At 67.3% G+C, this 25,851-nt stretch carries 22 protein-coding genes and 1 other RNA gene; 4 read left to right on the top strand and 19 right to left on the bottom strand.

Going from position 1 to position 25,851, the window contains the following annotated elements; translation table 11 throughout:
* Window positions 1–8: 8 nt before the first annotated feature.
* The 16 genes from THSYN_RS03575 to THSYN_RS03500 all read right to left on the bottom strand — a co-directional run bounded on the left by THSYN_RS03575 (window position 9) and on the right by THSYN_RS03500 (window position 17,371).
* The gene (locus THSYN_RS03575; protein WP_236848786.1) at window positions 9–1,040 is read right to left on the bottom strand and encodes a cell division protein FtsQ/DivIB; all 1,032 of its coding nucleotides are present in this window, start codon (window positions 1,038–1,040) and stop codon (window positions 9–11) included.
* Window positions 1,033–1,971 (bottom strand): D-alanine--D-alanine ligase, encoded by a 939-nt coding sequence (locus tag THSYN_RS03570; RefSeq protein WP_100917931.1) that lies wholly within the window; start codon window positions 1,969–1,971, stop codon window positions 1,033–1,035. Before THSYN_RS03570 ends, THSYN_RS03575 begins: the two co-directional genes overlap by 8 nt.
* A gap of 280 nt (window positions 1,972–2,251) precedes the next feature.
* Window positions 2,252–3,130 carry a UDP-N-acetylmuramate dehydrogenase gene (gene murB / locus THSYN_RS03565; protein ID WP_100917930.1) on the bottom strand — a complete coding sequence of 293 codons (879 nt, stop codon included), beginning with the start codon at window positions 3,128–3,130 and terminating at the stop codon, window positions 2,252–2,254.
* Between the two features lie 159 nt (window positions 3,131–3,289).
* Window positions 3,290–4,720 carry a UDP-N-acetylmuramate--L-alanine ligase gene (gene murC, locus THSYN_RS03560; RefSeq protein WP_100917929.1) on the bottom strand — a complete coding sequence of 477 codons (1,431 nt, stop codon included), beginning with the start codon at window positions 4,718–4,720 and terminating at the stop codon, window positions 3,290–3,292.
* A gap of 127 nt (window positions 4,721–4,847) precedes the next feature.
* Entirely contained in the window at window positions 4,848–5,942 is a 1,095-nt protein-coding gene (murG, locus tag THSYN_RS03555) for an undecaprenyldiphospho-muramoylpentapeptide beta-N-acetylglucosaminyltransferase (RefSeq protein WP_100917928.1), read from the bottom strand.
* Window positions 5,927–7,138 (bottom strand): putative lipid II flippase FtsW, encoded by a 1,212-nt coding sequence (ftsW, locus tag THSYN_RS03550; protein WP_100917927.1) that lies wholly within the window; start codon window positions 7,136–7,138, stop codon window positions 5,927–5,929. The genes murG and ftsW overlap by 16 nt, the downstream gene beginning before the upstream one ends.
* Window positions 7,135–8,514, bottom strand: coding sequence for a UDP-N-acetylmuramoyl-L-alanine--D-glutamate ligase (murD, locus tag THSYN_RS03545; RefSeq protein WP_100917926.1), 1,380 nt, complete (start codon window positions 8,512–8,514; stop codon window positions 7,135–7,137). Before murD ends, ftsW begins: the two co-directional genes overlap by 4 nt.
* Entirely contained in the window at window positions 8,514–9,596 is a 1,083-nt protein-coding gene (gene mraY / locus THSYN_RS03540; RefSeq protein WP_100917925.1) for a phospho-N-acetylmuramoyl-pentapeptide-transferase, read from the bottom strand. Before mraY ends, murD begins: the two co-directional genes overlap by 1 nt.
* Before the next feature lie 187 nt (window positions 9,597–9,783).
* A complete protein-coding gene (locus tag THSYN_RS03535) occupies window positions 9,784–11,142 on the bottom strand; it encodes a UDP-N-acetylmuramoyl-tripeptide--D-alanyl-D-alanine ligase (RefSeq protein WP_100917924.1) in 1,359 nt (452 codons plus the stop codon).
* Window positions 11,142–12,893, bottom strand: coding sequence for a peptidoglycan D,D-transpeptidase FtsI family protein (locus tag THSYN_RS03530; protein WP_100917923.1), 1,752 nt, complete (start codon window positions 12,891–12,893; stop codon window positions 11,142–11,144). The genes THSYN_RS03535 and THSYN_RS03530 overlap by 1 nt, the downstream gene beginning before the upstream one ends.
* Window positions 12,880–13,170: a cell division protein FtsL gene (ftsL, locus tag THSYN_RS03525; RefSeq protein WP_100917922.1), complete on the bottom strand. Its 291-nt coding sequence runs from the start codon at window positions 13,168–13,170 to the stop codon at window positions 12,880–12,882. Before ftsL ends, THSYN_RS03530 begins: the two co-directional genes overlap by 14 nt.
* Window positions 13,167–14,099, bottom strand: a complete 933-nt coding sequence (gene rsmH, locus THSYN_RS03520) for a 16S rRNA (cytosine(1402)-N(4))-methyltransferase RsmH (RefSeq protein ID WP_100917921.1) — start codon at window positions 14,097–14,099, stop codon at window positions 13,167–13,169. Before rsmH ends, ftsL begins: the two co-directional genes overlap by 4 nt.
* Window positions 14,100–14,106: 7 nt before the next feature.
* Window positions 14,107–14,562, bottom strand: a complete 456-nt coding sequence (gene mraZ / locus THSYN_RS03515) for a division/cell wall cluster transcriptional repressor MraZ (RefSeq protein WP_100917920.1) — start codon at window positions 14,560–14,562, stop codon at window positions 14,107–14,109.
* A gap of 278 nt (window positions 14,563–14,840) precedes the next feature.
* Window positions 14,841–15,223: RNase P RNA component class A (gene rnpB / locus THSYN_RS03510), an RNA gene on the bottom strand.
* A 166-nt stretch (window positions 15,224–15,389) separates the two neighbouring features.
* Window positions 15,390–16,490 carry an L-dopachrome tautomerase-related protein gene (locus THSYN_RS03505; RefSeq protein ID WP_100917919.1) on the bottom strand — a complete coding sequence of 367 codons (1,101 nt, stop codon included), beginning with the start codon at window positions 16,488–16,490 and terminating at the stop codon, window positions 15,390–15,392.
* Window positions 16,491–16,753: 263 nt separating this feature from the next.
* Complete coding sequence (locus THSYN_RS03500) at window positions 16,754–17,371, bottom strand: Spy/CpxP family protein refolding chaperone (protein WP_100917918.1); 618 nt, start codon at window positions 17,369–17,371, stop codon at window positions 16,754–16,756.
* Between the two features lie 237 nt (window positions 17,372–17,608).
* Here THSYN_RS03500 and THSYN_RS03495 point away from each other — a divergent pair, with 237 nt between their 5' ends.
* The gene (locus THSYN_RS03495; protein ID WP_100917917.1) at window positions 17,609–18,655 is read left to right on the top strand and encodes an SAM-dependent methyltransferase; all 1,047 of its coding nucleotides are present in this window, start codon (window positions 17,609–17,611) and stop codon (window positions 18,653–18,655) included.
* 67 nt (window positions 18,656–18,722) lie between these two features.
* On the opposite strand, the gene THSYN_RS03490 is transcribed toward THSYN_RS03495, so the two are convergent.
* Both THSYN_RS03490 and THSYN_RS37165 read right to left on the bottom strand, forming a co-directional pair.
* Window positions 18,723–18,860 (bottom strand): hypothetical protein, encoded by a 138-nt coding sequence (locus THSYN_RS03490; RefSeq protein WP_157817431.1) that lies wholly within the window; start codon window positions 18,858–18,860, stop codon window positions 18,723–18,725.
* A 168-nt stretch (window positions 18,861–19,028) separates the two neighbouring features.
* Complete coding sequence (locus THSYN_RS37165) at window positions 19,029–19,085, bottom strand: hypothetical protein (protein WP_418219927.1); 57 nt, start codon at window positions 19,083–19,085, stop codon at window positions 19,029–19,031.
* A 208-nt stretch (window positions 19,086–19,293) separates the two neighbouring features.
* On the opposite strand from THSYN_RS37165, the gene THSYN_RS03480 reads away from it, so the two are divergent.
* The gene (locus THSYN_RS03480; RefSeq protein WP_100917916.1) at window positions 19,294–20,337 is read left to right on the top strand and encodes an IS630 family transposase; all 1,044 of its coding nucleotides are present in this window, start codon (window positions 19,294–19,296) and stop codon (window positions 20,335–20,337) included.
* Here the strand turns inward: THSYN_RS03480 and THSYN_RS03475 are convergent.
* Entirely contained in the window at window positions 20,329–21,123 is a 795-nt protein-coding gene (locus THSYN_RS03475) for a hypothetical protein (RefSeq protein ID WP_100917915.1), read from the bottom strand. The two genes, THSYN_RS03480 and THSYN_RS03475, sit on opposite strands and share 9 nt — an antisense overlap.
* Window positions 21,124–21,629: 506 nt before the next feature.
* Here THSYN_RS03475 and secA point away from each other — a divergent pair.
* Both secA and argJ read left to right on the top strand, forming a co-directional pair.
* A complete protein-coding gene (secA, locus tag THSYN_RS03470) occupies window positions 21,630–24,443 on the top strand; it encodes a preprotein translocase subunit SecA (protein ID WP_100917914.1) in 2,814 nt (937 codons plus the stop codon).
* 9 nt (window positions 24,444–24,452) lie between these two features.
* Window positions 24,453–25,667, top strand: coding sequence for a bifunctional glutamate N-acetyltransferase/amino-acid acetyltransferase ArgJ (gene argJ, locus THSYN_RS03465; protein ID WP_100917913.1), 1,215 nt, complete (start codon window positions 24,453–24,455; stop codon window positions 25,665–25,667).
* Window positions 25,668–25,851 lie beyond the last annotated feature (184 nt).

Here is a 25,851-nt window from a genome sequence, read left to right as displayed (position 1 = left end):
CGTTTCGCCTAGGGTCGCCCCGGGACCGCCTGAGTCAGTGCACGCCCCGATGCGCGCACCGGTGCCGGCGGCGGGTGCCGCGGCGGCGGTGGTGTCTGGGCCCGTGCCTTGGTCGGCGCGGCCACTGTTCGCGGGCGCGGGCGCTCTTTCGCCGCCGCCGGTCGCTGTGCCTGGGTCGGTGTCCGCGTCTGTTTGGTCGCCGTGTTCGCCGTCGCGCCCTTTTTCCGGGCCTTGGTATGCGTCGGCGGCGCGGTCTTGGGCGGTACCGGCTCCGGCGCCGCGGCGACCGCGCTGCCCGCCCATTTGACGGCAAAGCCATTGCTGTAGCGCAGGTCCACCACCCGGGCGCGGCCGGCCGCTTCCAGTTGGGGGACGGCCGCGATGAACCTCATCAGGCGCCGCTCGATATCGTTGGTGCCCAGTTCCACGCGGGTATTGGAGACCAGGTCCAGGTGCCAGGCCCCGCGGGCATCGACGCCCAGGGTGTCGATGAGTTGGCCCGCCAACATCAGGGCGTCGCGCCACTTGAGGTAGCGCTCGACCAATTCACGGGCGCGCGCCTCGTCGCCCTCGAGCAGCGGCAACCCGGCCGGGACCTGGCCGCGGGGGCGAAACACGACGCCCTCGGCGGTCACCAGCCCGTCGCCCTTCCAGCGTGCCACCGGCCGATGCTCCAGCACCCGCACCTGGAGCCGGTCGGGCCACACGCGGCGGATGCTGGCCCCGCCGACCCAGGGCAAGCCCTCCGCGGCCCGCTTCAGGTCATTGAGGTCGGCGGTGAGGAAGCCGCCTTGCAGCCGCTGGCCCAGGGTCTCGCGCAGCAGTTCGGATGAGTGATGGTGCAATTCCCCCTGGACCTCGATGGTGCGCACCGGCAGGAGTCGGGGCTCCCAATAGCCGAAGGCCCAGACGCCTCCCACCATGGCTCCCAGCAACGTGAGTCCGGTGAGGGCGCGCAGGCGGGCGCGCCGCGGCGCCGGTGGCGGCGTCGGCAGCGAATCGAGCGGCGGCTCGGCCGGGGCGGTGGTTGGTTCAGACACGCTCGCGGCTCGTCTCAAGGATGCGCAGCACCAGGGTCTCGAAGTCGAGGCCCGCCGCCCGTGCGGCCATGGGCACCAGACTGTGGTCGGTCATGCCAGGAACCGTATTGATTTCAAGTAAATATGGCGCCCCCGCCGCATCGACCATCAGGTCGACCCGCCCCCAGCCGCTCGCCCCGACGGCGTCGAAGGCGTCCAGGGCCAGTTGCCGGAAGCGCGCCTCATCCGCCGCGGACAGACCGCAAGGACACAGGTAACGGGTGCTGTCCGCCCGGTATTTGGCGTCGTAGTCATAGAAGGCGTGGGGGGTCTCGAGCCGGATGATGGGCAGGGCCTCACGCCCCAGGATGGCGCAGGTGTACTCGGCGCCGGCGATCCAGCGCTCGGCGATGACCAAGGGGTCGTACTCGCGCGCGCTCCGCCAGGCCGCCGCCAGGGCGGCCGGGTCCGCGACCCGGGCCATCCCGATGCTGGACCCCTCGTGGGCCGGCTTGACCATCAGCGGAAAGCCGATGGCCGCCGCCAGGGCCAGGTCCGCTTCCTCGCGCAGGAGGACCGAGTCGGCCGTCGGCAGCCCGGCCCCGGCCCAGGCGAGCTTGGTGCGGTACTTATCCATCCCCAGGGCGGACCCCAGGACCCCCGAGCCGGTATAGGGCATAGCGATGGTCTCCAGGGCGCCCTGGATCACCCCGTCCTCACCACCGCGGCCGTGCAGGATGATGAAGGCCCGATCGAACCCGCCCGCCCGCAACTGTTCCAGCACGGTCTCGTCCGGGTCCAGCGGGTGGGCATCGACACCCTGGCGGCACAGTGCGCGCAGCACCGCGTTGCCGCTCGTGAGTGAAACCTCCCGCTCGGCGGCGCGCCCGCCCAACAGCACCGCGACCTTGCCGAACCGCTCAAGAAGGGTTTGATTGATGAGTGATGTCATTTCAATCGCTTTGAAGAAGTACGTTAGTATGTTGTTAGTACGGTAAGGAACGGTTCACTAGGGACTGCCTATCGCGCCATTTTCGTTGTCGTTGTCGTTATCGTTATCGTTGTCGTTGTCGTAATCGAGGTTATCGTAGCGCCCCGGATTCTCTCGCACCCTGAAGTGCATCGCTTCTCCGATTACGATTACGACAACGACAACGATAGCGCTTAACTTGTTCTTGACTCGTTACTAAGAGGTAGCTCACGGGCCTCGTCGCTCCGTCCGTACTCCCGTACTAACGTACTTCGACACTGACGTACTCGGGTTTCAGCCGCACCCCGGTGTGGCGCTCGACTTCGCACCGCACATGATCCACCAACCCGGCGATGTCCCGGGCCGTGGCCGGGCCCGTGTTGATAATGAAATTCGCGTGCTTTTCCGAGACCTGAGCCCCGCCGATCCGGTAGCCCTTGAGTCCGACCGACTCGATCAGCCGGGCCGCGTAGTCCCCCGGCGGGTTGCGGAACACCGACCCGCAACTCGGCAGCCCCGTGGGCTGGGTGCGGGCACGTTGGTCCAGGAGGGCGCGCATCCGCGTCATGGCGGCCGCCCCATCCCCCGGTTGCAGTTCAAGCTCCACGTCGAGAAACCATTCGCCCGGGGTGCCGCGCACATCCCGGTAGCCGATGTCGAAGTCGGCCGGCGTGCGCTCGCGCACCAGGCCGGTCCGATCGATGGTGCGCACCCGGCCGACGTGGGTCCAGGTCTCCCCGCCCCAGGCCCCGGCGTTCATCGTCAAGGCCCCGCCCATGGTACCGGGGATACCCGCCAGGAATTCAACGCCGACCAGGTCATGGCGGGCGGCAAAGCGGGCCACCCGGGCGCAGGTGGCGCCGGCCTGAGCGTAAACACCCGCGGACCCGCGGCGCTCCAGGCCCGTCAGGCACCCATGGGTCAGGATCACGGTGCCGGGAAAACCCGCATCCGGGACCAGCAGGTTGCTGCCGAGCCCGAGCCAGAGCAGCGGCTCGCCCGGGTCAAGCCGACGCAGAAACTCCGCCAGGTCGTGCGCGTCCGCCGGTCGATAGAGCCGCCGCGCCGGGCCCCCGACCCGCCAACTGGTATGGCGGGCCAGGGGCTCATCCGTGCGCAACTCCCCGCGCAGTTCACCCATGGCGGCAGGCCCGCGGCTGGGGCAGGCCGTGGCGCACGGGCGCCGGCGTCGGCCCCGCGGGGCGTGCCGACGCCGCCGCTCGCCGCGGGAACCCCTGCAGCGGCTCACCGCAGCCCATCGACAGCCGCCGGATCAAGGGGACTACGAGAAGCGGCGTCGTCACGTCTTTTCCCCCGTGAGCAGCCCCGGCAGGCGCGCCGCCAGGGCGCCGATGTCCCCCGCGCCGGACAGGAGCACCAGGTCCCCATCCTGGAGGAGGTTGCCGAGCAGCCCCGGTATCTCATTGATCTCCTGGGCGAACACCGGGTCCAGGAGGCCCCGGGCGCGGATCGCGCGGCTCAGCGAGCGCCCATCGGCACCGGCGATCGGCGCCTCCCCGGCCGGATAGACGTCGCAGAGCACCAGCAGGTCGACGGTGGAGAGCACCTGGACGAAGTCCTCGAACTGCTCCTGGGTACGGGTAAAACGATGGGGCTGAAAGACCAGCACCAGTCGCCGGCCGGGCCAGCCGCCGCGCGCCGCCTCCAGGGTGGCGGCCAGTTCCCGGGGGTGGTGACCATAGTCGTCCACCAGGGTCAGCCGACGGCCGGTCTGATCCTGCACCGGTGTGACCACGAAGCGCCGCCCCACCCCCTGGAAGCCGGCCAGGGCACGGCGGATCGCCTCCTCGTCCACCCCAAGCTCCAGGGCTACCGCAATGGCGGCCAAGGCGTTGAGGACGTTGTGGCGGCCGGGCAGGTTGAGCTCGATGGGCAAGGGCGCACTCAATTCGCGGCTGTGGACCTCGAAGTACATGCGCAGGCCGTCCTGACGGATGTCCACGGCGCGCACGTCCGCCTCCGGGCGGGTGCCGTAGGTACGCACCGGTCGCGGCACCTGCGGCTCCAGGGCGCGCACCTCCGGGTCGTCGATACACAGTACCGCCAGGCCATAGAAGGGCAGGTGGTGGATGAACTCCATGAAGGTGTTGCGCAGGCGCTGGAAGTCGTTGCCGTAGGTCTGCATGTGGTCGGCGTCGATGTTGGTGACGATCGATACCATGGGCTGGAGATACAGGAAGGAGGCGTCGCTCTCGTCGGCCTCTGCCACCAGGTACTTGGTCGTGCCGAGCTTGGCATTGGCCCCGGCGCTGTTGAGCAGGCCGCCGATGACGAAGGTCGGATCGAGCCCGCCCTCCGCGAGCACACTCGCCACCAGGCTGGTGGTGGTGGTCTTGCCATGGGTCCCGGCGACCGCGACCCCATAATAGAAACGCATCAGTTCAGCGAGCATCTCGGCGCGGCGCACGACGGGAATTCGCCGCGCCCGGGCCTCTTGGATCTCGGGGTTTGCCTCGTCGATGGCGGTGGATACCACGACCGCATCCGCGTCGGTTACCTGACCGGCGCGGTGCCCGATGTAGACCTGCACCCCCAGGCCGCGCAGGCGCCGGGTGGTCGTACTCTCGCGCTGGTCAGACCCCGCGACCTCGTAGCCAAGGTTGGCCATCAGCTCGGCGATCCCACTCATCCCGGCCCCGCCCACACCGATAAAGTGCAGGCGCCGGACCCGGCCCATGTTGGCGGCGCTGTGGCTCAGATGTGGATTCATTTTCTAAAGGATGAAGGATGAAGGTTGAAGGTTACAGGTTGAAATTGGTCTCAGTGCGAAGCCTCGGCGTGTAGTATTAAGATGCTCAAATCCCTAATCCCTTCCTTCATCCCTCATCCTTCATCCTTCATCCCTCATCCTTTCCCCCCGTTGCCAGTTCCAGGCAGGCGTCTGCAATGCGCGTGACCGCATCCGGATTGGCGCGGGCGCGGGCCGCCTGGGCCATGGTCAGCAGCCGTCCGCGGTCGGCGAGCAGGGCGGCGAGCAGGTCGGCCAGGAGGGGCGCGGTCAGGTCGCGTTGGATGATCAGGTGCGCCGCGCCGTGGTCTGCCAGGAAACGGGCGTTGCCGCGCTGGTGGTCATCCACCGCGTGGGGATAGGGGACCAGGATGGCGCCCAGACCCGCCGCGGCCAGTTCGGAGACCGTCAATGCACCGGCCCGGCACACTACCAGGTCGGCCCAGGCATAGGCCTGCGCCATGTCCTTGATGAAGGCGCTGACCTCGGCCGGGACTCCGGCCTGCGCATAGGCGGCCCGCGCCAGTTCCAGGGTCTGCTCACCGGCCTGGTGACGGACCTGCGGGCGCAACGGTTCGGGCAGTCGGGCCAGTGCCAGGGGCAGGGTCTCGTTGAGCGCCTTGGCGCCCAGGGAACCGCCGAGCACCAACAGCCGCGCCCGCCCGGTGCGGCCGGCGAAGCGCTCCGCGGGCGGCGGCAGTTGTGTAATGTCGCTACGCACCGGGTTGCCGGTCGCCACCGCGTGCCGCGCTGTGGGAAAGCTGCCGGGAAAGGCCTCGAAGACCCGACTGGCGATGCGTGCGAGCCATTGGTTGGTCAGTCCCGGGACCGAGTTCTGCTCGTGGATCACGAGCGGCATCCCCAAGGCTCGAGCCGCCAGTGCGCCGGGGCCGGAGACGAACCCGCCCATCCCCAGGACCACCGCGGGGCGGCGGCGGCGCAGGATCGCACGCGCCTGCCACAGGGCGCGCAGCAGACGCACCGGTCCGGCCAGGACCGCGGTGATCCCCTTGCCGCGCAGCCCCTCGATCCGCACCCACTCCAACTCGAACCCGTGCTCGGGAACCAGGCGTGACTCCAGCCCCCGGTGCGTGCCGATCCAGAAGACCTGCGCACCCCGCTCGCGCAGGGCCTGCGCCACCGCCAGCGCGGGGAAGACATGACCGCCGGTACCGCCGGCCATGACGCCTATGCACGCAGCCATGGCAGCCCCCGGGGATTTCTGGACTCCGCCTCGTCCTGGCGAATGGTGGCATCGATGCGCAGCAGGATGGCGATCGCCATACAGACCACGATCAGACTGTTGCTGCCGTAGCTCAGGAAGGGCAGCGTCAGCCCCTTGGTGGGCAGCATCCCCGAATTGACCCCGATGTTGACGAAGGCCTGGAGGCCGAGCCACAGACCGATCCCCTGGGCGGTATAGGCGGCGAAGCGGTTCCCGGCCGCCTGGGCGCGCGCACCGATACTGAAGGCGCGCCAGGCGATGAAGGCGAAGGTGGCGATGATCGCCAGCATCCCCACCAGGCCCAGTTCCTCGGCGATCACCGTGGCGATGAAGTCCGTGTGGGCCTCGGGGAGGAAATACTGCTTCTGGATGCCGTTGCCGAGCCCGACCCCCAGCCACTCGCCCCGTCCGAAGCCGATCAGGGCCTGGCTCAACTGGTAACCGGAGTTGAAGGGGTCCTCGAAGGGGTTGAGGAAGGACAGGATGCGGCGCATGCGGTATTCCGAGGTCATGACCAGGAAGGTGAGTCCGACCAGCACGGTGCCGAACAGGACCGCGAAGGGCATGACGCTCACACCCCCCAGGAACAAGAGCCCCATCACGGTCGCCAGCATCACGGTGGTGGTACCGAAGTCCGGTTGTTTGAGGATCAGGGCGGCGGCCAGTCCGATCAGGATCATCGGCCGGATGAAGCCCGAGAGCTTGTTGGCCACATCATCAGCGTGGCGTACCAGGTAGCCCGCGATATAGATCACTGCGAACAGCTTCATGAACTCCGAGGGCTGCAGATTGAGCGGCCCCAAGGGGATCCAGCGCGTCGCCCCATTGACGTTGTGACCGATCCCCGGAATCAGCACCAGGATCAGCATCCCCGCCGTGCCCAGGAAGAACCAGGCGCCCATGCGTTCCCACCAACTGACCGGAACCGTAAAGGTCAGCAGACCGGCGCCCAGGGCCAGACCCATCGCGAGCGTATGGCGCGTGACGAAGAAGAAGGGGTCCTTGCAGCAGGTGTCGCCGATCGTCATGGAGGCGGAGGCGACCATCACGAACCCGAATGACAAGAGCCCCAGGGCCGCCATCAGGAGCGGGAGGTCGAAGGCCGCCGGTCGCTCGCTGCGGCGGCGCCGGCTCGCGACACTCGAACGGCGTGCCTGGGGTGCCACCGCGCTCATGCCACCAACCTCCGCACCGCATCGGCAAAGACCCGGCCGCGGTGCTCGTAGTTGTCGAACATGTCAAAACTGGCGCAGGCCGGGGAGAGCAGTACCGCGTCCCCGGGGCGGGCCGCGACAGCGGCCCGGCGCACCGCCTCGTCCATATCAGCGGCCGGAATCAGGGGGACCGGGGGGACCAGGGCACGCAGCACCCGCTCGATTGCGGGGGCATCCCGCCCGATCAGAACCACGGCGCGGGCCGCGCGGGCCACTGCCGGGCCCAGGGGGGCGAAATCCGCGCCCTTGGCGTCGCCGCCGGCGATCAGCACCACCCGGCCGTCCGACCCCGCCGACACCAGGCCGTCCAAGGCGGCGACCGTGGCCCCCGGGTTGGTGCCCTTGGAGTCGTCATACCAGCGCACCCCGACGTGCTCGAGCACCAACTGGCTGCGGTGGTCCAGCCCGGGAAAGGTCCGCAGGGCCTCCCGGCAGGGGTCGAGCGCCAGACCACAGGCCTGCGCCAGGGCCAGGGCGGCCAGGGCGTTGGCCAGGTTGTGCCGGCCGGGGATCTGGACCTCTGCCGCCCGCAGCAGTCGCTCGTCGCCCCGGCACAGCCACAGGTCCCCGTCGCTCGCTGCCAGTCCATAGTCGCCCGGGTCCGGCACGCCCAAGGTAAAGCCGAGCTCGCGCTGCGGGGCGCGGGCCATCGCCGCCACCGCCGGATCGTCCCGGTTGATGACAGCGACCTGCGCGCGGTCGTAGACCCGCGCCTTGGCGGCGCTATAGGCGGCCAGGTCCGGGTAGCGGTCCAGGTGATCCGGTGAGATGTTGAGCACCACCGCCGCCCGGGTCCGCAGCCCCGGGGTGGTCTCCAGTTGAAAACTCGACAGTTCCAGGACATAGAGGTCGGCCTGGTCGTCGAGCAGGTCCAACACCGGTTCGCCCAGATTCCCGCCGATACGGACCCGGCACCCGGCGCGGCGCGCCATCAGACCGAGCAGGGTCGTGACGGTGCTCTTGCCGTTGGAGCCGGTGATGGCGCAGATCGGGGCGCGTGCCGCCCGGGCGAACAGCTCCACATCGCCGATCACCTCGGCACCACGAGCCAGTGCCGCTTGGATCAGCGGCGTGGCCACCGGGACCCCGGGGCTCACCACCAAGCGGTCCGCGGCGGCGAAGGCCGCGGGGTCGAAGCCCCCGACGAACACGGCCACCTCCGGCAGTTCCCGACGGATCTGTTCCAGGCCGGGCGGATCGGCGCGGGTGTCAGTCACGGCCACCCAGGCGCCCTGCGAGCGCAGGTAGCGGGCGCACGAGACACCGGTCTTGCCCAGGCCGACCACCAGGGTCTTGCACTGGGTTTGCTTCCCCGACCTGGCGGTGATCCCGGTCATCAGCGGATCTTCAGGCTCGCGAGCCCGATCAGGACCAGCACCACGGTCACGATCCAGAAGCGGACGATGACCCGGGGTTCCGGCCAGCCCTTGAGCTCGAAGTGATGGTGCAGGGGCGCCATGCGGAAGATGCGCTTACCGGTGAGCTTGAAGGACAGGACCTGCAACATGACCGAGATGGTCTCCATGACGAAGACCCCGCCCATGATGAAGAGCACCAGTTCCTGGCGCACGGCCACCGCCACCAGGCCCAGGGCGGCGCCCAGGGCCAGGGCGCCGACATCGCCCATGAAGACCTGGGCCGGATAGGCGTTGAACCAGAGAAAACCGAGCCCAGCCCCGACCAGGGCGCCGCAGAAGATCACCAGTTCGCCCACCTCCTTGATGTGCGGGATGCGCAGATAGTTGGCGATCTCGGCATGGCCGGCGGCGTAGACGAAAACGGCCAGGGCCCCGGCCACCAGGACCGTGGGCATGATGGCGAGCCCGTCCAGTCCGTCTGTCAGGTTCACCGCATTGCTGGCGCCCACGATGACGAGATAGGTGAACAGGATGAACCAGGGACCGAGTTGGAATGAGACATCCTTAAGATAGGGCACCAGGAGTGCGGTCTCGGTCGGGGACTGGGCGGTGACATAGAGGAGCGTCGCGGCCATGAGCCCCAAGAGCGTCTGCCACAGATACTTCCAGCGGGCGGCCAGGCCGCGCGGGTTCTTCAGCACCAGCTTCTTGTAGTCGTCGACCATGCCGACGGCACCGAAGGCCAGGGTGGTCAGCAGCACGATCCAGACATAGCGGTTGTCCAGGTCCGCCCACAGCAGGGTACTGATGCCGACCGCCACCAGGATCAGGGCCCCGCCCATGGTAGGCGTGCCGGATTTCTTCAGGTGGCTCTGCGGGCCGTCGTCGCGCACCGTCTGGCCGATCTTGTAGGCGCGCAGCCGCCGGATCATGGGCCGGCCGACCAGCAGCGAGATGGCGAGCGCGGTCAGGGTCCCCAGGATCCCGCGCAGGGTAAGGTAGCGGAAGACGGTGAATCCGCCCTCGAAGCGCGCCAGCCATTCGGTCAGTAGAAGCAGCATAGGAAGTGGTTAGTGGTTAGTGGTTAGTGGGTCGTTATCGTTGTCGTTGTCGTTGTCGTGATCGGAGAAGCGATGCAACCTGGGGTGCGAGAGAATCCGGGGCACAACGATAACCTCGATTACGACAACGACAACGACGCTAAAAACACTCTCTAATGGACTTGTTCAACTTATTAGTGATCTGTTCCTAATCACTATCATTGCCGCACAAAGCGTTCAACACCAATTCCATACGCGCCGCGCGCGACCCCTTGATCAGGACCAGGGTGTCCGGCGTCATGGCGGCGCGCAGGTGTGCGATGAGTGCGGCCTGATCGGCGAAGTGCTGCGCCCCCGGGCCGAAGGCGTCCGCGGCGGCGGCGCTGCGGGTGCCGACACAGAACAGGCGTTCAATCCCCGCGGCGCGCGCCTGGCTGCCCGCCTCGCGGTGCAGGTCCAGGGAGCGCGGACCCAACTCACCCAGATCGCCCAGGACCAGCCAGGGGCGCCCGGGCAGGCCGGTCAGCACCGCCACGGCGGCGGCCACCGAGTCCGGGTTGGCGTTGTAGGTATCGTCGATGATCCGCCGCCCGCTGCCGGTGCGCGGGCAGAGGCGCCCGGGGACCGGGGCCAGCGCCAGCAGACCGGCGCGCACCGCGTCGACCCCGACCCCCAGGGCCAGTGCGGCGGCGGCGGCGGCGAGCGCGTTGCGCACGTTGTGGACACCGGCGAGGCGCAATTCCAGCGGGAGCAGGGTGCTGCCCCGGTTCGCCACGAAGGCGGTGCGGAACCCGTCCGCGTCCCAGCGCGACGCAATCGAACCGCTCGCCGCCCACAGGTCGGCCGGGGTATCCAGGGCGAAGGTCAGCACCGCTCGACCGGCCGCCAGCCCCTGCCACAGGGGGGTGTAGGGTGAGTCGCCGGGCACCACGAAGACCCCGTCGGGCGGCAGCCCTTGGGCGATCTCCCCCTTGGCGCGGGCCACCCCCTCAAGGCTGCCGAAGCCCTCCAGGTGGGCGCGCCCGGCATTGGTGATGAGCGCCACCTCCGGTTGGCCGATGGCCGTCATGTAGGCGATCTCACCCGGATGGTTGGCCCCCATCTCCAGCACCAGGAAGGCCTCTTCCCGGGCGCGCAGCAGGGTCAGGGGCATGCCGATGTCGTTGTTCAGGTTGCCCTGGGTGGCGCGGGTCGGCCCGACCTGGGAGAGGATGGCGGCGAGCAGTTCCTTGACCGTCGTCTTGCCGTTGCTGCCGGTGACCGCGGCCACCCGGCCCGGGAAGCGCGCGCGCCAGGCCGCGGCCAGTGAACCCAGGGCCAGCCGGGTATCCGCGACCACCCATTGGGGCAGGTCGAGCGGCAGCGCGTGGTCCACCAGGGCCGCCGCCGCGCCCTTGGCCCGGGCGCCCGCCACATAGTCGTGACCGTCGAAGCGCTCACCGCGCAGGGCCACGAAGAGCGCCCCGGTGCAGTCCGCGCGGCTGTCGGTCACGACGGCGCTGAAGGGCAGGTCCGCGCCCAGGAGGCGCCCCCCGACGCGCTCGGCGGCCGGTCTCAGGCTCCACATCATGGGACTGCCCGCGCGCCGGCCAGCAACATGGCCGGCGCCGGCTCATCCGGAGGCACGTTGAAGAGGCGCAGCGCCCCCTCCATGACCTTCGCGAAGATCGGCGCAGCGACCACACCGCCGTAGTAGGCGCCCCCGCGCGGCTCGTCGATCATGACCACCATCACCAGACGCGGATTGCCGGCCGGCACCATCCCGGCGAAGAGTGCCTGGTAGCGGCCGGCCGCGTAGCCGTGGCGGCCGCTCGCCTTCTTGGCCGTACCGGTCTTGCCCCCGACCCGATAGCCCGGGATGGACGCGCGCTTGGCGGTCCCCTTGTCGGAGACCACGGTCTCCATCATCATCCGCACGGCGCGGGCGGTCTTGGTACTCATGACGCGCGTCCCCTCCGGGATCTGGTCGCGCTTGACCAGGGTGACCGGGCGCTTGACCCCGTCCGCCGCCACGATCGCGTAGGCCTGGGCCAACTGGAGCGCGGTCACCGAGAAGCTGTAGCCGAAGGCCATGGTGGCATGGTCAAAGGGCCGCCAGTGGGTGTAATTGCGCAGGACGCCGCGTGACTCGGCCGGGAACTCCACCCCGGTCGGGCGCCCGAAGCCGAGCGCGTCGTACTGCTTCCACAGGCCGGCGTAGTCCATCATCTGGGCGAGCTTGACCACGCCCACGTTGCTGGACTTGGTAATGATGCCGGTCACGTCCAGGCCGCCGTAGTTGTGCACGTCCTGAACGGTATTGCTCCCCACATGCAGGGGACCGGCCGTGTTGATGCGCGTCGTGGGCGTCACCAGGCCGCGCTCCAGCACCGCCGCCACGACCAGCGGTTTGACCGTGGAGCCGGGCTCCATCACATCGGTGAGGGCGCGATTGCGGCGCCGGTCGGCCTCCCGCCCGCTGAGATCGTTGGGGTTGTAGCCGGGCTGATTGACCATGGCGAGCACCTCGCCGGTGCGCACGTCCACCACCACCGCGGTACCGCCCACTGCCTTGTTCTCCGCCACCGCGGCCTTGAGTTCCCGGTAGGCCAGAAACTGCAGCCGCCGGTCCAGGCTCAGCACCAGGTCCTTGCCGGGCCGGGGCGGGCGCACCTGCTCGACCTCCTGCACGATGCGCCGCCGCCCATCCTGCAGGACCCGGCGCTGGCCGGGCTCGGCACGCAGCAGCTTGTCATAGGCGGCCTCCATGCCCTCCTGGCCGTGGTCCTCGATGTCCGTGAAGCCCAGGACATGGCCGAAGACCTCCACCCCAGGGTAGAAACGCCGGTACTCACTCTCGAAGTCCACCGCGTCGAGACCGCGGGCCGCGATCAGGGCGCGCACGGCGGCCGCCTCGTCGATACTGACCCGGCGCTTCAGATACATGAAGCCCCGTTCGGCATTGGCCCGGACGCGCTCGCGCAGCTCCGCGGGCTTGAGCCCGAGACTGCGGGCCAACTCCGGCAGGACCTCGGGGCGGGCCACGAGTTTGCGCGGATCGGCCCAGACGGTCTCGACCGGGGTACTCACCGCCAAGGCCTCCCCATTGCGGTCCAGGATCATGCCGCGGCGCGCGGCGATCTCGCCCAGGCGCAGGTAGCGGCGCTCACCCTCCCCGCGCAGGAACTCGGTCTCCACCACCTGACGGTAGAAGACGGCGGAGACGACCATCACCATGGCGGCCGCCAGGCCCCACAGCAGGACGGCCCGCCGGACCCGCGGGTTGGGCGTGGCGCGCACGGGATCGGCGCGCCTGATCCGACGTTTAGGGGAACTCATGGTCAGCCTCTTCGATCAGCATCACGTCACCGACACGGGGGAGATACATGCCCAGCTCGTCGCGCGCCTTGCGCTCGACCCGCACATCGGTGGACAGCGCGGCCTCCTCCAGGCGCAGGTGGTTCCATTGCAGGTCCAGTCCGTCACGTTGGCCGCGGATTTCCTGCAACTGGTTGAAACTCATCCGCGTGAGATACTTGGCGTGGACGACCAGGACACCGGAGGCGGTGATCGCCAGCAGCAGCACCAGCACCGTCGCGACCCGTCCGCGATTCATGGCAGGCGCTCCGCCACCCGCAGGACGGCGCTGCGCGAGCGCGGGTTGGCCGCCACCTCCGCCGCCCCCGCCTGCCGCGGCTTGCCCACCAGCCGCAGCCGTCCACACGACTGCGCCGCGGTCACCGGCAGCCCTTTAGGGAACCGGGGGCCATGCGCCTCGTCGCGCATAAAGCGCTTGACGATGCGGTCCTCCAGCGAGTGGAAGCTGATCACCACCAGGCGCCCGGCGCCGTCGAGCAGGTCGCACACCGCGGCCAGCGCGCGCCTGAGCTCACCCAACTCGTCGTTGACCTGGATGCGCAGGGCCTGGAAGGTGCGGGTGGCCGGGTGTTTGCCCAGCTCGCGGGTGGGCACCACCCGCGCCACCAGGTCCGCCAGCGCGCGGGTGGTCCGCAGGGGCGAGTCGGCGCGTGCCGCCACGACGGCACGGGCAATGCGCCCGCCGAACCGCTCTTCCCCGAATTCGTAGAGCACGGCCGCAATGGCCTGCGCGTCGGCGCGCGCCAGCCAGGCAGCCGCGGACTCGCCGGTGCCCGGGTCCATGCGCATGTCGAGCGGCCCATCGGCCATGAAGCTGAAGCCGCGCCCCGGGGTATCGAGTTGCGGCGAGGAGACCCCCAGGTCGAGCAGGATGCCCTGCACCCGGCCGCTGACCCCGGCGTCGCGCAGGGCCGCGCTCAGGGCGCCGAACGGCGACGCCACGACGGTGAGGCGCGGGTCGAGCGCCGCCAGGGCGCGGGCGGCGGCGACGGCGTCCGGGTCCCGGTCGATGGCGATCAGGCGGCCGGCGGACCCCAGGCGCGCCAGGATGGCGCGCGCATGGCCGCCCCGGCCGAAGGTGCCGTCCACATAGATCCCATTGGGGTTGACCGCCAGCGCCTGCACACTTTCCTCCAGTAGGACTGACCGATGGGGAGCGACACTCACGGTGCGCTCAGAACTTCAAATTGCCGAGTGAGGACGACATGGCCAACTGACCGATGTTATGGTCTTCCAGGTCTGCCAGGGTCTTGTCCTTCCAGCGCTGCTCGTCCCAAATCTCGAACTTGGCGCCCTGTCCGACCAGGACGATCCGCTTATCCAAAAAGGCGAACTCGCGCAGATGCTGGGGCAGCAGGACGCGCCCCTGGGCGTCCATCTCCAGCTCTTCCGCGTTGCCCAGGTAGAGGCGCTGGACCGAACGGGCGGCGTCGTCAAAGGCGGGGAGGGCGGCGAGGTCGCGCTCGATCAGTTCCCAGGTCTGGACCGGAAACAGCAGCAGGCAGCGCGCCCGATCCACCGTCAGGATCAGGTTGGTGTCGCCCACGGCCAACAGACGCTCGCGCTGCTTGGTCGGGATCGCGAAACGCCCCTTGGCATCCAGATTCAGGTACGCGGACCCACGAAACACTTATCCCCCCGTGGCACCCCATTTTGCCATTTTTTTCCACTTTTCCCCACTCCATGTTCATATTAGTCAGGCTATCCGCCATCGTCAAGCACCCTTTAGCGGGATTTTTCTTGACGCTCAGCGACTTAAAGGGGAACCAGAGAATTATCCTAGGATTATAGGTAAAAACTTTATCGATCAATAGGATAGACTCAGGTATTCGGGTGAAACCTGGGATAAGGGTGCGCGGCGGGTGCGCCGAACGCAAGAATCGCGCCGGCGCGAGGGGATGGGAGTGGGTGGGGAGTCGGCCTGTAAGCCGGGTTCTGTCGCGGACAGTCATTCATCTGGGACGCATGTCGCCATGCGCCTCGAGCGACCTACCCGGGGGCACGCGCGGGCCGCGCACGGCAGTCAAGGACTGCCCGCCCCCCTATTTGGTCTTGCTCCGGGTGGGGTTTACCCTGCCGCCGATGTTGCCACCGGCGCGGTGCGCTCTTACCGCACCATTTCACCCTTACCTTTCCTGTTCCGGCCGTAACCGGACAAAGACTGGCGGTATATTTTCTGTGGCACTTTCCGTGGGCTCGCGCCCCCCAGGCGTTACCTGGCACCCTGCCCTCTGGAGCCCGGACTTTCCTCCCTCCCCGCGAGCGGGAAGAGCGACTGTCCGGCCGACTCCCCGGACGCATTCTAACCGATTCCGGGGTTGCGCCCGCGGGCGCAGGATCGGCTGACGGCTGCGGCGGCACGACCAGCCGCCCCGGACGATGAACCCCCCCGGTGGGAGCGGCTTCAGCCGCGATGCGAGGCCTTCACGGTCAGGCCCAGCCCGCCTGGGCACTGACTCAATCGGGATCGGCGGGGGTGTAGACGCGCATGATGCGGTACGGGAGCAGCCCCCCGTCGACCCCGCCGTTCAGGGCCGGGGCGCGGTGGAGTTGATTGACGGCGATGTAGAGCCACCCGGGCTCCCCGAAGCTCAAGGAGTCCGGCCACAGGAGTCGGTCGTCCTCGACCAGGGTCTCCAGCTTTCCGTCCGGGTGCAGGACGGCAACGGCGTTGTGGGCGAGATCGGTGAAATAGTGATTGCCCGCCGCATCGGTGGCGGCCCCGTCGGAGACCGGCTTGGGCCCGGCCTTGGTGATGGTCGCGGCGATGGCGGCGTCGTCCGCCCCCTCGCGCAGCAGGCGCGCCGGGACCCGGTACCAGGTCTCACCGTTCATGGCGCCGAAATAGAGGGTCTCACCGTCCGCGGACAGGGTGATGGGGTTCACCGCGATGCGCGCGGGCTTGACCTTGCCGTCCTCGCCCTTGGGGCCTATGACCCGGCCCTCGACCACCAGGTCCCGATCCTCCGCTTGCAGGGCCGGGGAGGCGCTGAAGCGTCGCGAGGTGCGGCCCTTCAGGTCCACGACCACCAAGGCCGGCTCATGGCTGCCGCCGGGATCGGCGATATAGACGAAGCCGCGCGCGGCGTCCACCGCCAGATCGTTGAGAAAGCTCCCCAGGGGCCCGGTCTGCGGCGGGAAGTCATAGCGCAGGACCGGCTTGCCGTCGGCGAGCGAGAAGGCCAGGAGCTTCGGCGTCTGGGGCGGCTCCCCCAGTCCGTTGTCGAGCACCCACAGCCGGTCCTGGCCGTCGATGTGAATGCCGAGCACGCTGTTGAGCACGTCCGGCCCCGAGCCGAAGGCGCCGTTCCAGGCAAGGTCCGGCCAGGGCCGGTAGCTCTTGGGCCCGGTCACCTCGATGAGCTGCGCCGGCCCCCGACGGAACTGGTGCACCGTGGCGAAGACCCGCCCCTTGGCGGTCACCGCCAGATTGCCGGGATTGATCGGCAACTCCGCCACGACCTCGAGGGCACCCGGGATCAACTGCTCATCCGCGGCGACGGGGAGCGAGGCGAGGGGCAGCAGGGCAAACAGCAGGACGGCGAGCGGTGGACGCATGGGATTCTCCGGCGCTGGTGTGATTCGCAGGGACTGGGCCAGGGACCTGGGTCTCGGCCCACTCGATATCAAAGGCCAAAGCATACCGTGAAACGGGCCCCGATCATGATTGCCGGCGCCGAGCGTGAGACGGCCGGAGGCCGTTCCCAGGGTAGGAGCGGCCCCCCGGCCGCGACGAGTCGCGGCGCGGACCGGCGGTCGGTATTGCGATCAGGACGGTAGAAGCCTCGCCGCGACCCCGCGAGGGTGTGCGTTAACCGCGGCTAGCGGCCGTCCCGCCCGTTGTCATACTCCGGCCCATCCGCGGGGCCGTCACCCGGGCCGTCACGGCGGCCGTCTTGCGGTCCGTCGGCGGGGTCGCCCGTGGGCGGACCATCGCCCCGCTTGCCCCGGTGGTCACCGCGCGACTCCATGGCCGCGAATCGTTGCTGTTGCTCCGGGGTCAGGACGGCCGCGATGCGCCCCTGCAACTCGGTGCGGGCCAGGGCCGGGTTGGTCAGACGCTCGGCGAGGATCGCCCGCACCTGGGTGACCTGCTCAGGGCTCAGGCGCAGGCGTCCGGTCAGACGCTCCACCTGTCGGTCCAGCCCCCGCTGCTGCTGCGCCGCTTCCGCCGCGCGCTGCTCCTCCGTGAGGACGCCCTGGATGCGCTGGCGCACCTGGGCGTGCAGCTGGTCGGCAGCCGTGCGTTCTTCCTCGAGGATGGTCTTGACCTGCGCCTGCTGCTGCGGCGTCAGATCGAGGCGCCGTGTCAACCGCTCGAGCCGCGTGTCGGGATCGCCGTGAGGCCCGCCCGGGCCGCAGAAGGCGGCCCCGGTGCCGAGCGCGGCGGCGAGGCCGATGGCGATGGCGAGCAGGGTTCTGGGGGTGCGCAGTCGCATGGGTAAAGTCTCCGTTTGGGGGGATGATCGACGGACGCGGGGGCCGACCGTGAGGTCTGCCCCGCGATGGGTCTCGAGGGGGCCCGGCAGAGGCCCCGTGGAAGGAGAGATTACAGGGCTGGAATGCAGCGCTGGTGCAGCCAATGCGTAAGAACCGCGCAAGCGGGCCTTGGCATTGGGTGCCTTGGACAATACCTGACCGACAGAGGATAAACCGACACAAGAGGGGCATGACAGATGCACAACGCCACCACCGCCGTGATCCGCTGGGTGGAACAGGGCCGGGTGCCCGACGCGATGACCCGCGCCGGCATCCGCGCCCTGCTGCGCCAACGCTTGGCCACGCTGCCCACAGGGGACTGCGCGCTCGCTGCCGAAGAAACCCGCGCCTTCGTCGCCATGATGGACGCCTCCCCAATCGCCGCGGTCCCCGAACTGGCCAACGCCCAGCACTATGAACTGCCCCCCGAATTCTTCGTGGAGGTCCTGGGACCCCGGCGTAAGTACAGTTCGTGCCTCTGGTCCGCCGGGGTCCAGACCCTGGCCCAGGCGGAAGACGAGTCCCTGCGGGTGACCGCGGAGCGCGCCGGGATCGCCGACGGGATGGAAGTCCTGGAACTGGGCTGCGGCTGGGGCGCCTTCAGCCTCTATGTGGCGGAGCGCTTCCCCCGGTGCCGCGTCACCGCCGTCTCCAACTCCCAGAGCCAGCGCGGATTTATCGAAGGCGAGGCACGGCGGCGCGGCCTCGCCAACCTGACACTGATCACCGCGGACATGAACACCTTCGCCGCGCCCGGGCGCTACGACCGCATCGTCTCCATCGAGATGTTCGAGCACATGCGCAACCACCGCGCCCTGTTCGCCCGGGTCCACGACTGGCTCAAGCCCGGGGGCCGCTTTCTGATGCACATCTTCTGCCACCGCGCCCACCCCTACGCCTTCGAGGACCAAGGCCCAAGCGACTGGATGAGCAGGTATTTCTTCTCCGGCGGCATCATGCCGAGCGACGAGCTGCCGCTCCTGTTCCAGGACCGGCTGCGCCTGCTGGAGCGCTGGCGCTGGGACGGCCGCCACTATGAGCGCACCCTCAACACCTGGCTTGAGCAGATGGACGCCGCCCGCCCCCGCGTCTGGCCCATCCTGGAGCAGACCTACGGCACCGACCAAGCCGCCGCCTGGTGGATGCGCTGGCGGCTCTTCTTCATGGCCTGCGCCGAACTCTTCGGGTATCGCAACGGACAGGAGTGGTGGGTCAGTCACTACCTGTTCGAGCGGCCCGCGTAAAAAGCAGCCGCGGCGTCCCGCCCGCGCGGGAACAGTTCCACCTCCGGTAATAGGTCAAACAAGTCCATTAGGGACCGCTTGCCGCGTCGTTGTCGTTGTCGTTGTCGTTGTCGTTGTCGTTGTCGTTGTCGTTGTCGTTGTCGTTGTCGTTGTCGTTGTCGTTGTCGTTGTCGAGATTATCGTAGCCCCTCGGATTCTCTCGCACGCCAAGTTACATCGCTTCTCCGATTACGATTACGACAACGACAACGACAACGACAGCCACCGCCACCGCAAAGCGGCCAGGCGCGATCGACGTCAGAGTCGACACGATCCGGGCCGCTGCGCGTGCTGACCTGGCAAAAATCAGCAGACTGCCCCGAAATTCCCGCCCTCAGACCTTTCGTCTTCTGCGCACGACGAGCAGGGTCAGCCCCCCCGCGCCACACAGGAATACGACGGCCGGCTCTGGGATAGCGGCAGCGGTCTCGGCAACGATGATATCGATCGTACTGGTGAGCGTATCAGGGTCCGCCGCCCCGCCCTGGTATACTTGCTATAGGCATAGGTTGCGGTATTATAAATAGCATTTTCCCTGCTGCCCGAGCAAGCTAGGGAGGTAGCCCCTCCCAATCTTTGAATTCTTATGGAGCCATGACATGTACAATTGCGAGTTCCCTAATCGAGATAAGGATATCATTGAGAAGGCTCGTCTCTACGATTCATCTCCGGTAATTCGCAAGCGCATGAGTATTCTTTGGTATAAGTCACTTGGATATTCTAATCATGAAATCGCTCGGCTTAGCAGTGCTTCTGGAAATACGATTATAACCACGATTCGTAGCTATATAGATGGTGGGCTCGACAAAGTTATGAAGCGGCGACCGTATCGCCCTCAAAGCGAATTACAAGACCACCGTTATCTCCTAAAGAAACATTTTTCTGAACATCCGCCTGGCAGCTTAAAGGAGACCGCTTCTGAAATTGAAAAACTAACCGGTATCAAGCGTAGTCTCGGTAGCGTTCGCACCTTCTTGCTTTCTATCGGCATGTATCGGAGAAAAGTCGGGATGGTTCCAGCAAAAGGTGATCCCGACGAACAGGAAGCATTTATAAACAACAAGTTACAACCAATTCTGAATGAGGCGATAGCCGGGAATCGTCACGTCTATTTCGTTGATGCCGCCCATTTTGTACTTGCTCCATTTTTGGGTTTCCTGTGGTCATTTACGCGCCTATTTATCAAAGCGCCTGCTGGCCGTAAGCGATTTAATGTCTTGGGTGCCCTGAATGCTGTGACCCATGATATCGTCACGGTCACCAATGATACATATATTGACGCGATCAGTGTTTGCGCGCTCCTACGTAAGATTGCTGCATGTCACATTGGCGAAGCCATCACACTGATTTTAGATAATGCAAAATACCAAAAATGTCGCATTGTGGCTGAGCTTGCACAAGAGCTGAAAATCGATCTGCTTTATCTACCTCCCTACTCACCAAATCTTAATCTGATCGAAAGATTATGGAGATACGTAAAGAAAAAAGCACTTTATTCAAAATATTACGAGGATTTTCCGAAATTCAAGAGCGCAATATCAAACTGCTTGAGCGATGCGAACGCTCAATGCAAAAGCGAAATGAAGACCCTGTTTTCTTTAAAGTTTCAGCGCATTAGAAAATCTCAAATAATTTCAATTTAGAGTATAGGTCAGTTGGATCTTGCCGTTACCCAGGATCTCGAGGAGACCGGTGAGGTCGACCGCCTTCCACGGATCGATGAAACTCAGCGACCCAACCTTGGTCAGGGTGTCGAACGTCAGACCATAAGCGGTTATCCAGTGACCCCCGGTCTCGCCGGGGGTGGTCCAGGTCACCCCCACCTCCACATCGAAAGCGCCCGACAATACCTCGTATAGAAACTCGATGGTGGGCACGGTACTCGCCTGGTACCAGTCGGGCTGCGACCCCGAGGGCCCGTCCCAGGACCCCTCGGCGACGGCGCGGTAGAGGGTCTTGTCCGGTGCCTTTTCCTCCATGTACTTCTCCTTACCAAAGGCCATGTAGCCGTCCTGCGTTCCGCTCTGCTCGGTCGTAGCCATGTAATTCGGACCGGCCAGGGTCAAGGCGACCGCCTTCAATTCCTCCGGATCGTACTGGCTGTCAGTGTCCGTGTCCGGCACCAGACTCCGGCCGAAGATTGCCGGATACCGCCGCTCCAGATAAACAAAAGAATTGACGACCGAGGTGGGTGCGCAGGCCGAGTCGCCGATGAAGCCCACCTCCTGTTGGTCGAGCGTCCCGAACAGGTTAGGGTCATTGTAGGCGCTGATGATGGCCGCGTTGCCTGGCAAGGGCAATAGCGCAAGCGAGGCGCCGACGAGACACAGCGGCCAGAGTCGGCGCAGGGCCGCGCGGGGCACGGCTGAACAAAGGGTGCTGAAGGCACCGGACAGGTGCCGTGGTCGGGCTTGTGAGTGTTGCGACATTTGATGTATTTCCCGTAGATTTGATCAGGCCGGGGGCTGGAAGCTGTCCCTTCGGGCACTTCGGGACACTCCGGCCGGGGACCGATGGGCCTTGGTGCCCTGGCCGGTCGGCATCCCCGGGCCCGCTGCCCCCGCATCCGCGAACACCGGGCCTGGGCGCCTGGGTTCACTCGGCAGCGATCTAAGCGAGAAATGTGCCAGACCCACGCCGGGAGCCTGGAAATAGTCAGGGGACCCAGCAACGGCAAGGCTTGCGGGGCAGCGGGTGCTGCGGGCGGTTCCAGCAACAAGTGTACGCAGGGACCCGTGGTGTAAAGAAAGCTGACAGGTGTGTACCCGGAGTCCAAGGCTTCAGCCTTGGCGCCCCTCCAAGGCTGAAGCCTTGGACTCCAGGAGGTGGTGCGGCGCTTGACCTGATGGCAGTGTCGTCCAGCGTAGGACCTGCGGTCAGGACGGGAATCCGGTAAGATCCCGGCGATTATCCCACAAGGCCCTTCCTCCCAACGATGGTCAGCAATCTGCTCAAGAAGATCTTCGGCAGCCGCAACGAGCGGCTGGTCAGGAAGCTCCTCAAGTCCGTTAGCCGGATCAATGTCCTGGAGCCGGACCTCCAGGCCCTTTCAGATGCGGCACTCGCCGCCAAGACCCAGGAGTTCCGCAAGCGGCTCGCGGGCGGGGAGGACCTCGACGCGCTGCTGCCCGAGGCCTTCGCGGTCGTGCGCGAGACCGGGCGGCGGGTGCTCGGGATGCGTCACTTCGATGTCCAGATGGTCGGCGGCATGGTCCTGCACCAGGGCAAGATCGCGGAGATGCGCACCGGCGAGGGCAAGACCCTGGTCGCCACCCTGGCCGGTTATCTCAATGGGCTGCCCGCCAAGGGGGTCCATGTGGTGACGGTCAACGACTATCTCGCCCGGCGCGACGCCTGCTGGATGGGCCGCATCTACCACGCGCTCGGTCTGTCGGTCGGGGTGATCAACTCCTCCGGTATGATGGGTCCGGACGCCGCCTCCTATCTGTTCGATCCCTCTTACGAGCCGGCGGCCGAGGGGCAGGGCTACCGCCACCTGCGCCCGGTCAGCCGCCGCGAGACCTATGCCGCGGACATCACCTACGGCACCAACAACGAGTTCGGCTTCGACTATCTGCGCGACAACATGGCCTTCGAGCCGGGGCAGCGCAGCCAGCGCCCGCCCTTCTACGCCATCGTCGACGAGGTCGACTCGATCCTGATCGACGAGGCGCGCACGCCGCTGATCATCTCCGGCCCCTCCGAGGGCGATACCGACCTGTACCGGCAGATCGACGCCATCATCCCGCGCCTCACCCGCCAGTCCCCGATGACCAACGAGGAGGGCAAGCCCGACTTCGGTCCCGGTGACTACTCGGTCGACGAGAAGTCCCGCCAGACCTTCCTGAGCGAGGAGGGCCACGAGCACGTCGAGGAGATGCTGACCGAGATGGGCCTGCTGGCGCCGGGCGAGAGCCTCTACGACGCCACCAACATCGCCCTGATGCACCACGTCTACGCGGCCCTGCGCGCCCACGCCCTGTTCCAGAAGAACGTCGAGTACATCGTGCGCGACGGCCAGATCATCATCGTGGATGAGTTCACCGGCCGCACCATGCCCGGCCGGCGCTGGTCCGAGGGCCTGCACCAGGCGGTGGAGGCCAAGGAGCGGGTGCCGATCCAGCAGGAGAACCAGACGCTCGCCTCCATCACCTTCCAGAATCTGTTCCGGCTCTACCCCAAGCTCGCGGGCATGACCGGCACGGCGGACACCGAGGCCTACGAGTTCCAGCAGATCTACGGGCTGGAGGTGGTGGTGATCCCCACCAATCAGCCGATGATCCGCAAGGACAACGGGGATCTCGTGTACCTGACCCAGGAGGAGAAATACAAGGCGGTCGTCGAGGACATCCGCGACTGTGTCACCCGCGGCCAACCGGTGCTGGTCGGCACCGCCTCCATCGAGACCTCGGAGTTGGTCTCCAAGCTCCTGATCGAGGGCCAGGTCCCTCACGAGGTGCTCAACGCCAAGCAGCACGAGCGCGAGGCGGGCATCGTCGCCCAGGCGGGCCGCCCCGGCGCCGTCACCATCGCCACCAATATGGCCGGCCGCGGCACCGACATCGTGCTCGGCGGCAACCTGGAGGCGGAACTGGAACAGGCCGGTCCGGACGCCGACGCGCAGGCCATCCGCGCCGCCTGGACGGCGCGTCACGCGGCCGTGGTCGCCGCCGGCGGGCTCCATGTGGTCGGCACCGAACGCCACGAGTCGCGGCGCATCGACAACCAGTTGCGCGGTCGCTCCGGGCGCCAGGGCGACCCGGGTTCCAGCCGCTTCTATCTGTCGCTGGAAGACAACCTGATGCGCATCTTCGCCTCCGAGCGGGTGGCCTCGATGATGCAACGCCTCGGGATGCAGCCGGGGGAGGCGATCGAGCACCCCTGGGTCACCAAGGCGATCGAGAACGCCCAGCGCAAGGTCGAGGGGCGCAACTTCGACATCCGCAAGCAACTCCTGGAATATGACGACGTCGCCAACGACCAACGCAAGGTCATCTACGGCCAGCGCCGCGAGCTGATGGACACGGGGGACATCTCCGAGACCGTCACCGCCATGCGCGCCGACACCCTTGAGCGCACCCTCAACGTCTGCATCCCGCCCCAGAGCCTGGAGGAGCAGTGGGACCTGCCCGGCCTGGAGACCGCGCTGACGGAGACCTTCGGCGGCGACTGGCCGGTCCGCCACTGGCTGGACGCCGACCACGACCTGCACGAGGAGACCCTGCGCCGACGCATCGCCGACACCCTGACCGCGAGCTACGCGGAGCAGGAGGCGCAGGAGGGCGCGGCGCGCCTGCGCCAGATCGAGAAGGCGGTCATGCTCCACTTCCTGGACACCCACTGGAAGGACCACCTGGCGGCCATGGACTACCTGCGCCAGGGCATCCACCTGCGCGGCTACGCCCAGAAGAACCCCAAGCAGGAGTACAAGCGCGAGGCCTTCGAGATGTTCTCGGCCATGCTCGACGACATCAAGCACGACGTCGTCGGCACCCTGTGCAAGCGCCAGGTGCAGGCCGTCGAGCGCCTGCCGGAGCTGGCGCCGCCGGCCCGGGAGTTCGAGTTCAGGCACGAGGAATTCCAGGGCTTCGGCGCCGCCGACGATGAGGGCGCCCCCGCGGACGGGGAGGCGCCCGGGGCCGAGGCCCACCAGCCCTTCGTGCGGGACGCCCGCAAGGTCGGCCGCAACGAGCCCTGCCCCTGCGGCTCCGGCAAGAAGTACAAGCAATGCCATGGCCGGGCCGCCTGAGGTTTACCCATGACCGAACAGCCCGAACTGCACTTCCTGCCGGTCGCCGGCATACGCCTGGCCGTGGGCGCGGCCGGCATCCGCTACCGCGACCGCAACGACCTGGTGCTCGTGGAACTGGCCGCGGGCACCGACTGCGCGGCTGTCTTTACCCGTAACGCCTTCTGCGCCGCCCCGGTCACCCTGGCCCGCACCCACTTAGGCGCGGGCGCCGCGCGCTGGTGGCTGATCAATGCCGGCAACGCCAACGCCGGCACCGGCGCCCGCGGCCTGCTGGACGCCGCCGCGAGCTGCCAGGCGGTCGCCGAGTTGACCGGCGACCCGGCCGGGAGCGTCCTGCCCTTCTCCACCGGCGTCATCGGCGAGCACCTGCCGGTAGAGCGCATCGCCGCCGCCCTGCCCCGGCTCCTGGGCCAACTCGACGCGACCCACTGGCCGGAGGCCGCCCGCGCCATCATGACCACGGACCGGGTGCCCAAGCTCGTCTCCCGCCAGTTCGCGTGCGACGGGCGCACCGCCACCCTCACCGGCATGGCCAAAGGCGCCGGCATGATCTGCCCCGACATGGCGACCATGCTCGGTTTCCTGGCCACCGATGCGGCCGTGGCGCCCGGTTTCCTCACCGCCTGTCTGCACGCCGCGGTGGAGCGCTCCTTCAACGCCATCACCGTGGACGGCGACACCTCCACCAACGACGCCTGTGTTCTGGCCGCTACCGGCACCCTGGGCAACGACCCCATCGCCGCCGCCGTGAGCCCCGACTATGCGGCCTTCCAGGCCGCCCTGGACGCCGTCTGCATCGAGCTTGCCACCGCCATCGTGCGCGACGCCGAGGGCGCCACCAAGCTGGTGACGGTCCGCGTCGAGGGCGCCGCGAGCCACGCCGAGGCGCGCCAGGTCGCCTACACCATCGCCCACTCCCCGCTGGTGAAAACCGCGCTCTTCGCCTCCGACCCCAACTGGGGCCGCATCCTCGCCGCCGTCGGGCGCGCCGGCATCGCAGATTTGGCCATCGCCGGGGTTCGGGTCTGGCTCGGTGACGTACTCATCGTCGATGGCGGCGGGCGCGCACCCACCTACACCGAGGCCGCCGGCGCCGCCGTCATGCGCGCGCCCGAGATCCTGATCCGCGTCGCCCTGGGCCGCGGCGAGTCCGCCGCCGAGGTCCTCACCTGCGACCTGTCCTATGACTATGTGCGGATCAATGCGGAGTACCGGTCTTAGTAACGAGCCAAGAACAACATAAGCACAGACTCGATCGTTGTCGTTGTCGTTGTCGTAATCGTAATCGGAGAATCGCTGCAACTTGGCGTGCGAGGGAATCCGCGGCGCTACGATAACCTCGATTACGACAACGACAACGACAACGACAACGACAACGACGCGAACAGCATCTCCTAATGGACTG

Origin of the sequence: Candidatus Thiodictyon syntrophicum, from assembly GCF_002813775.1 — a bacterium.
Taxonomy (GTDB): domain Bacteria; phylum Pseudomonadota; class Gammaproteobacteria; order Chromatiales; family Chromatiaceae; genus Thiodictyon; species Thiodictyon syntrophicum.
The sequence above is the reverse complement of the archived record's forward strand: the minus strand, read 5'-3'. Positions and strand labels throughout refer to the sequence as shown.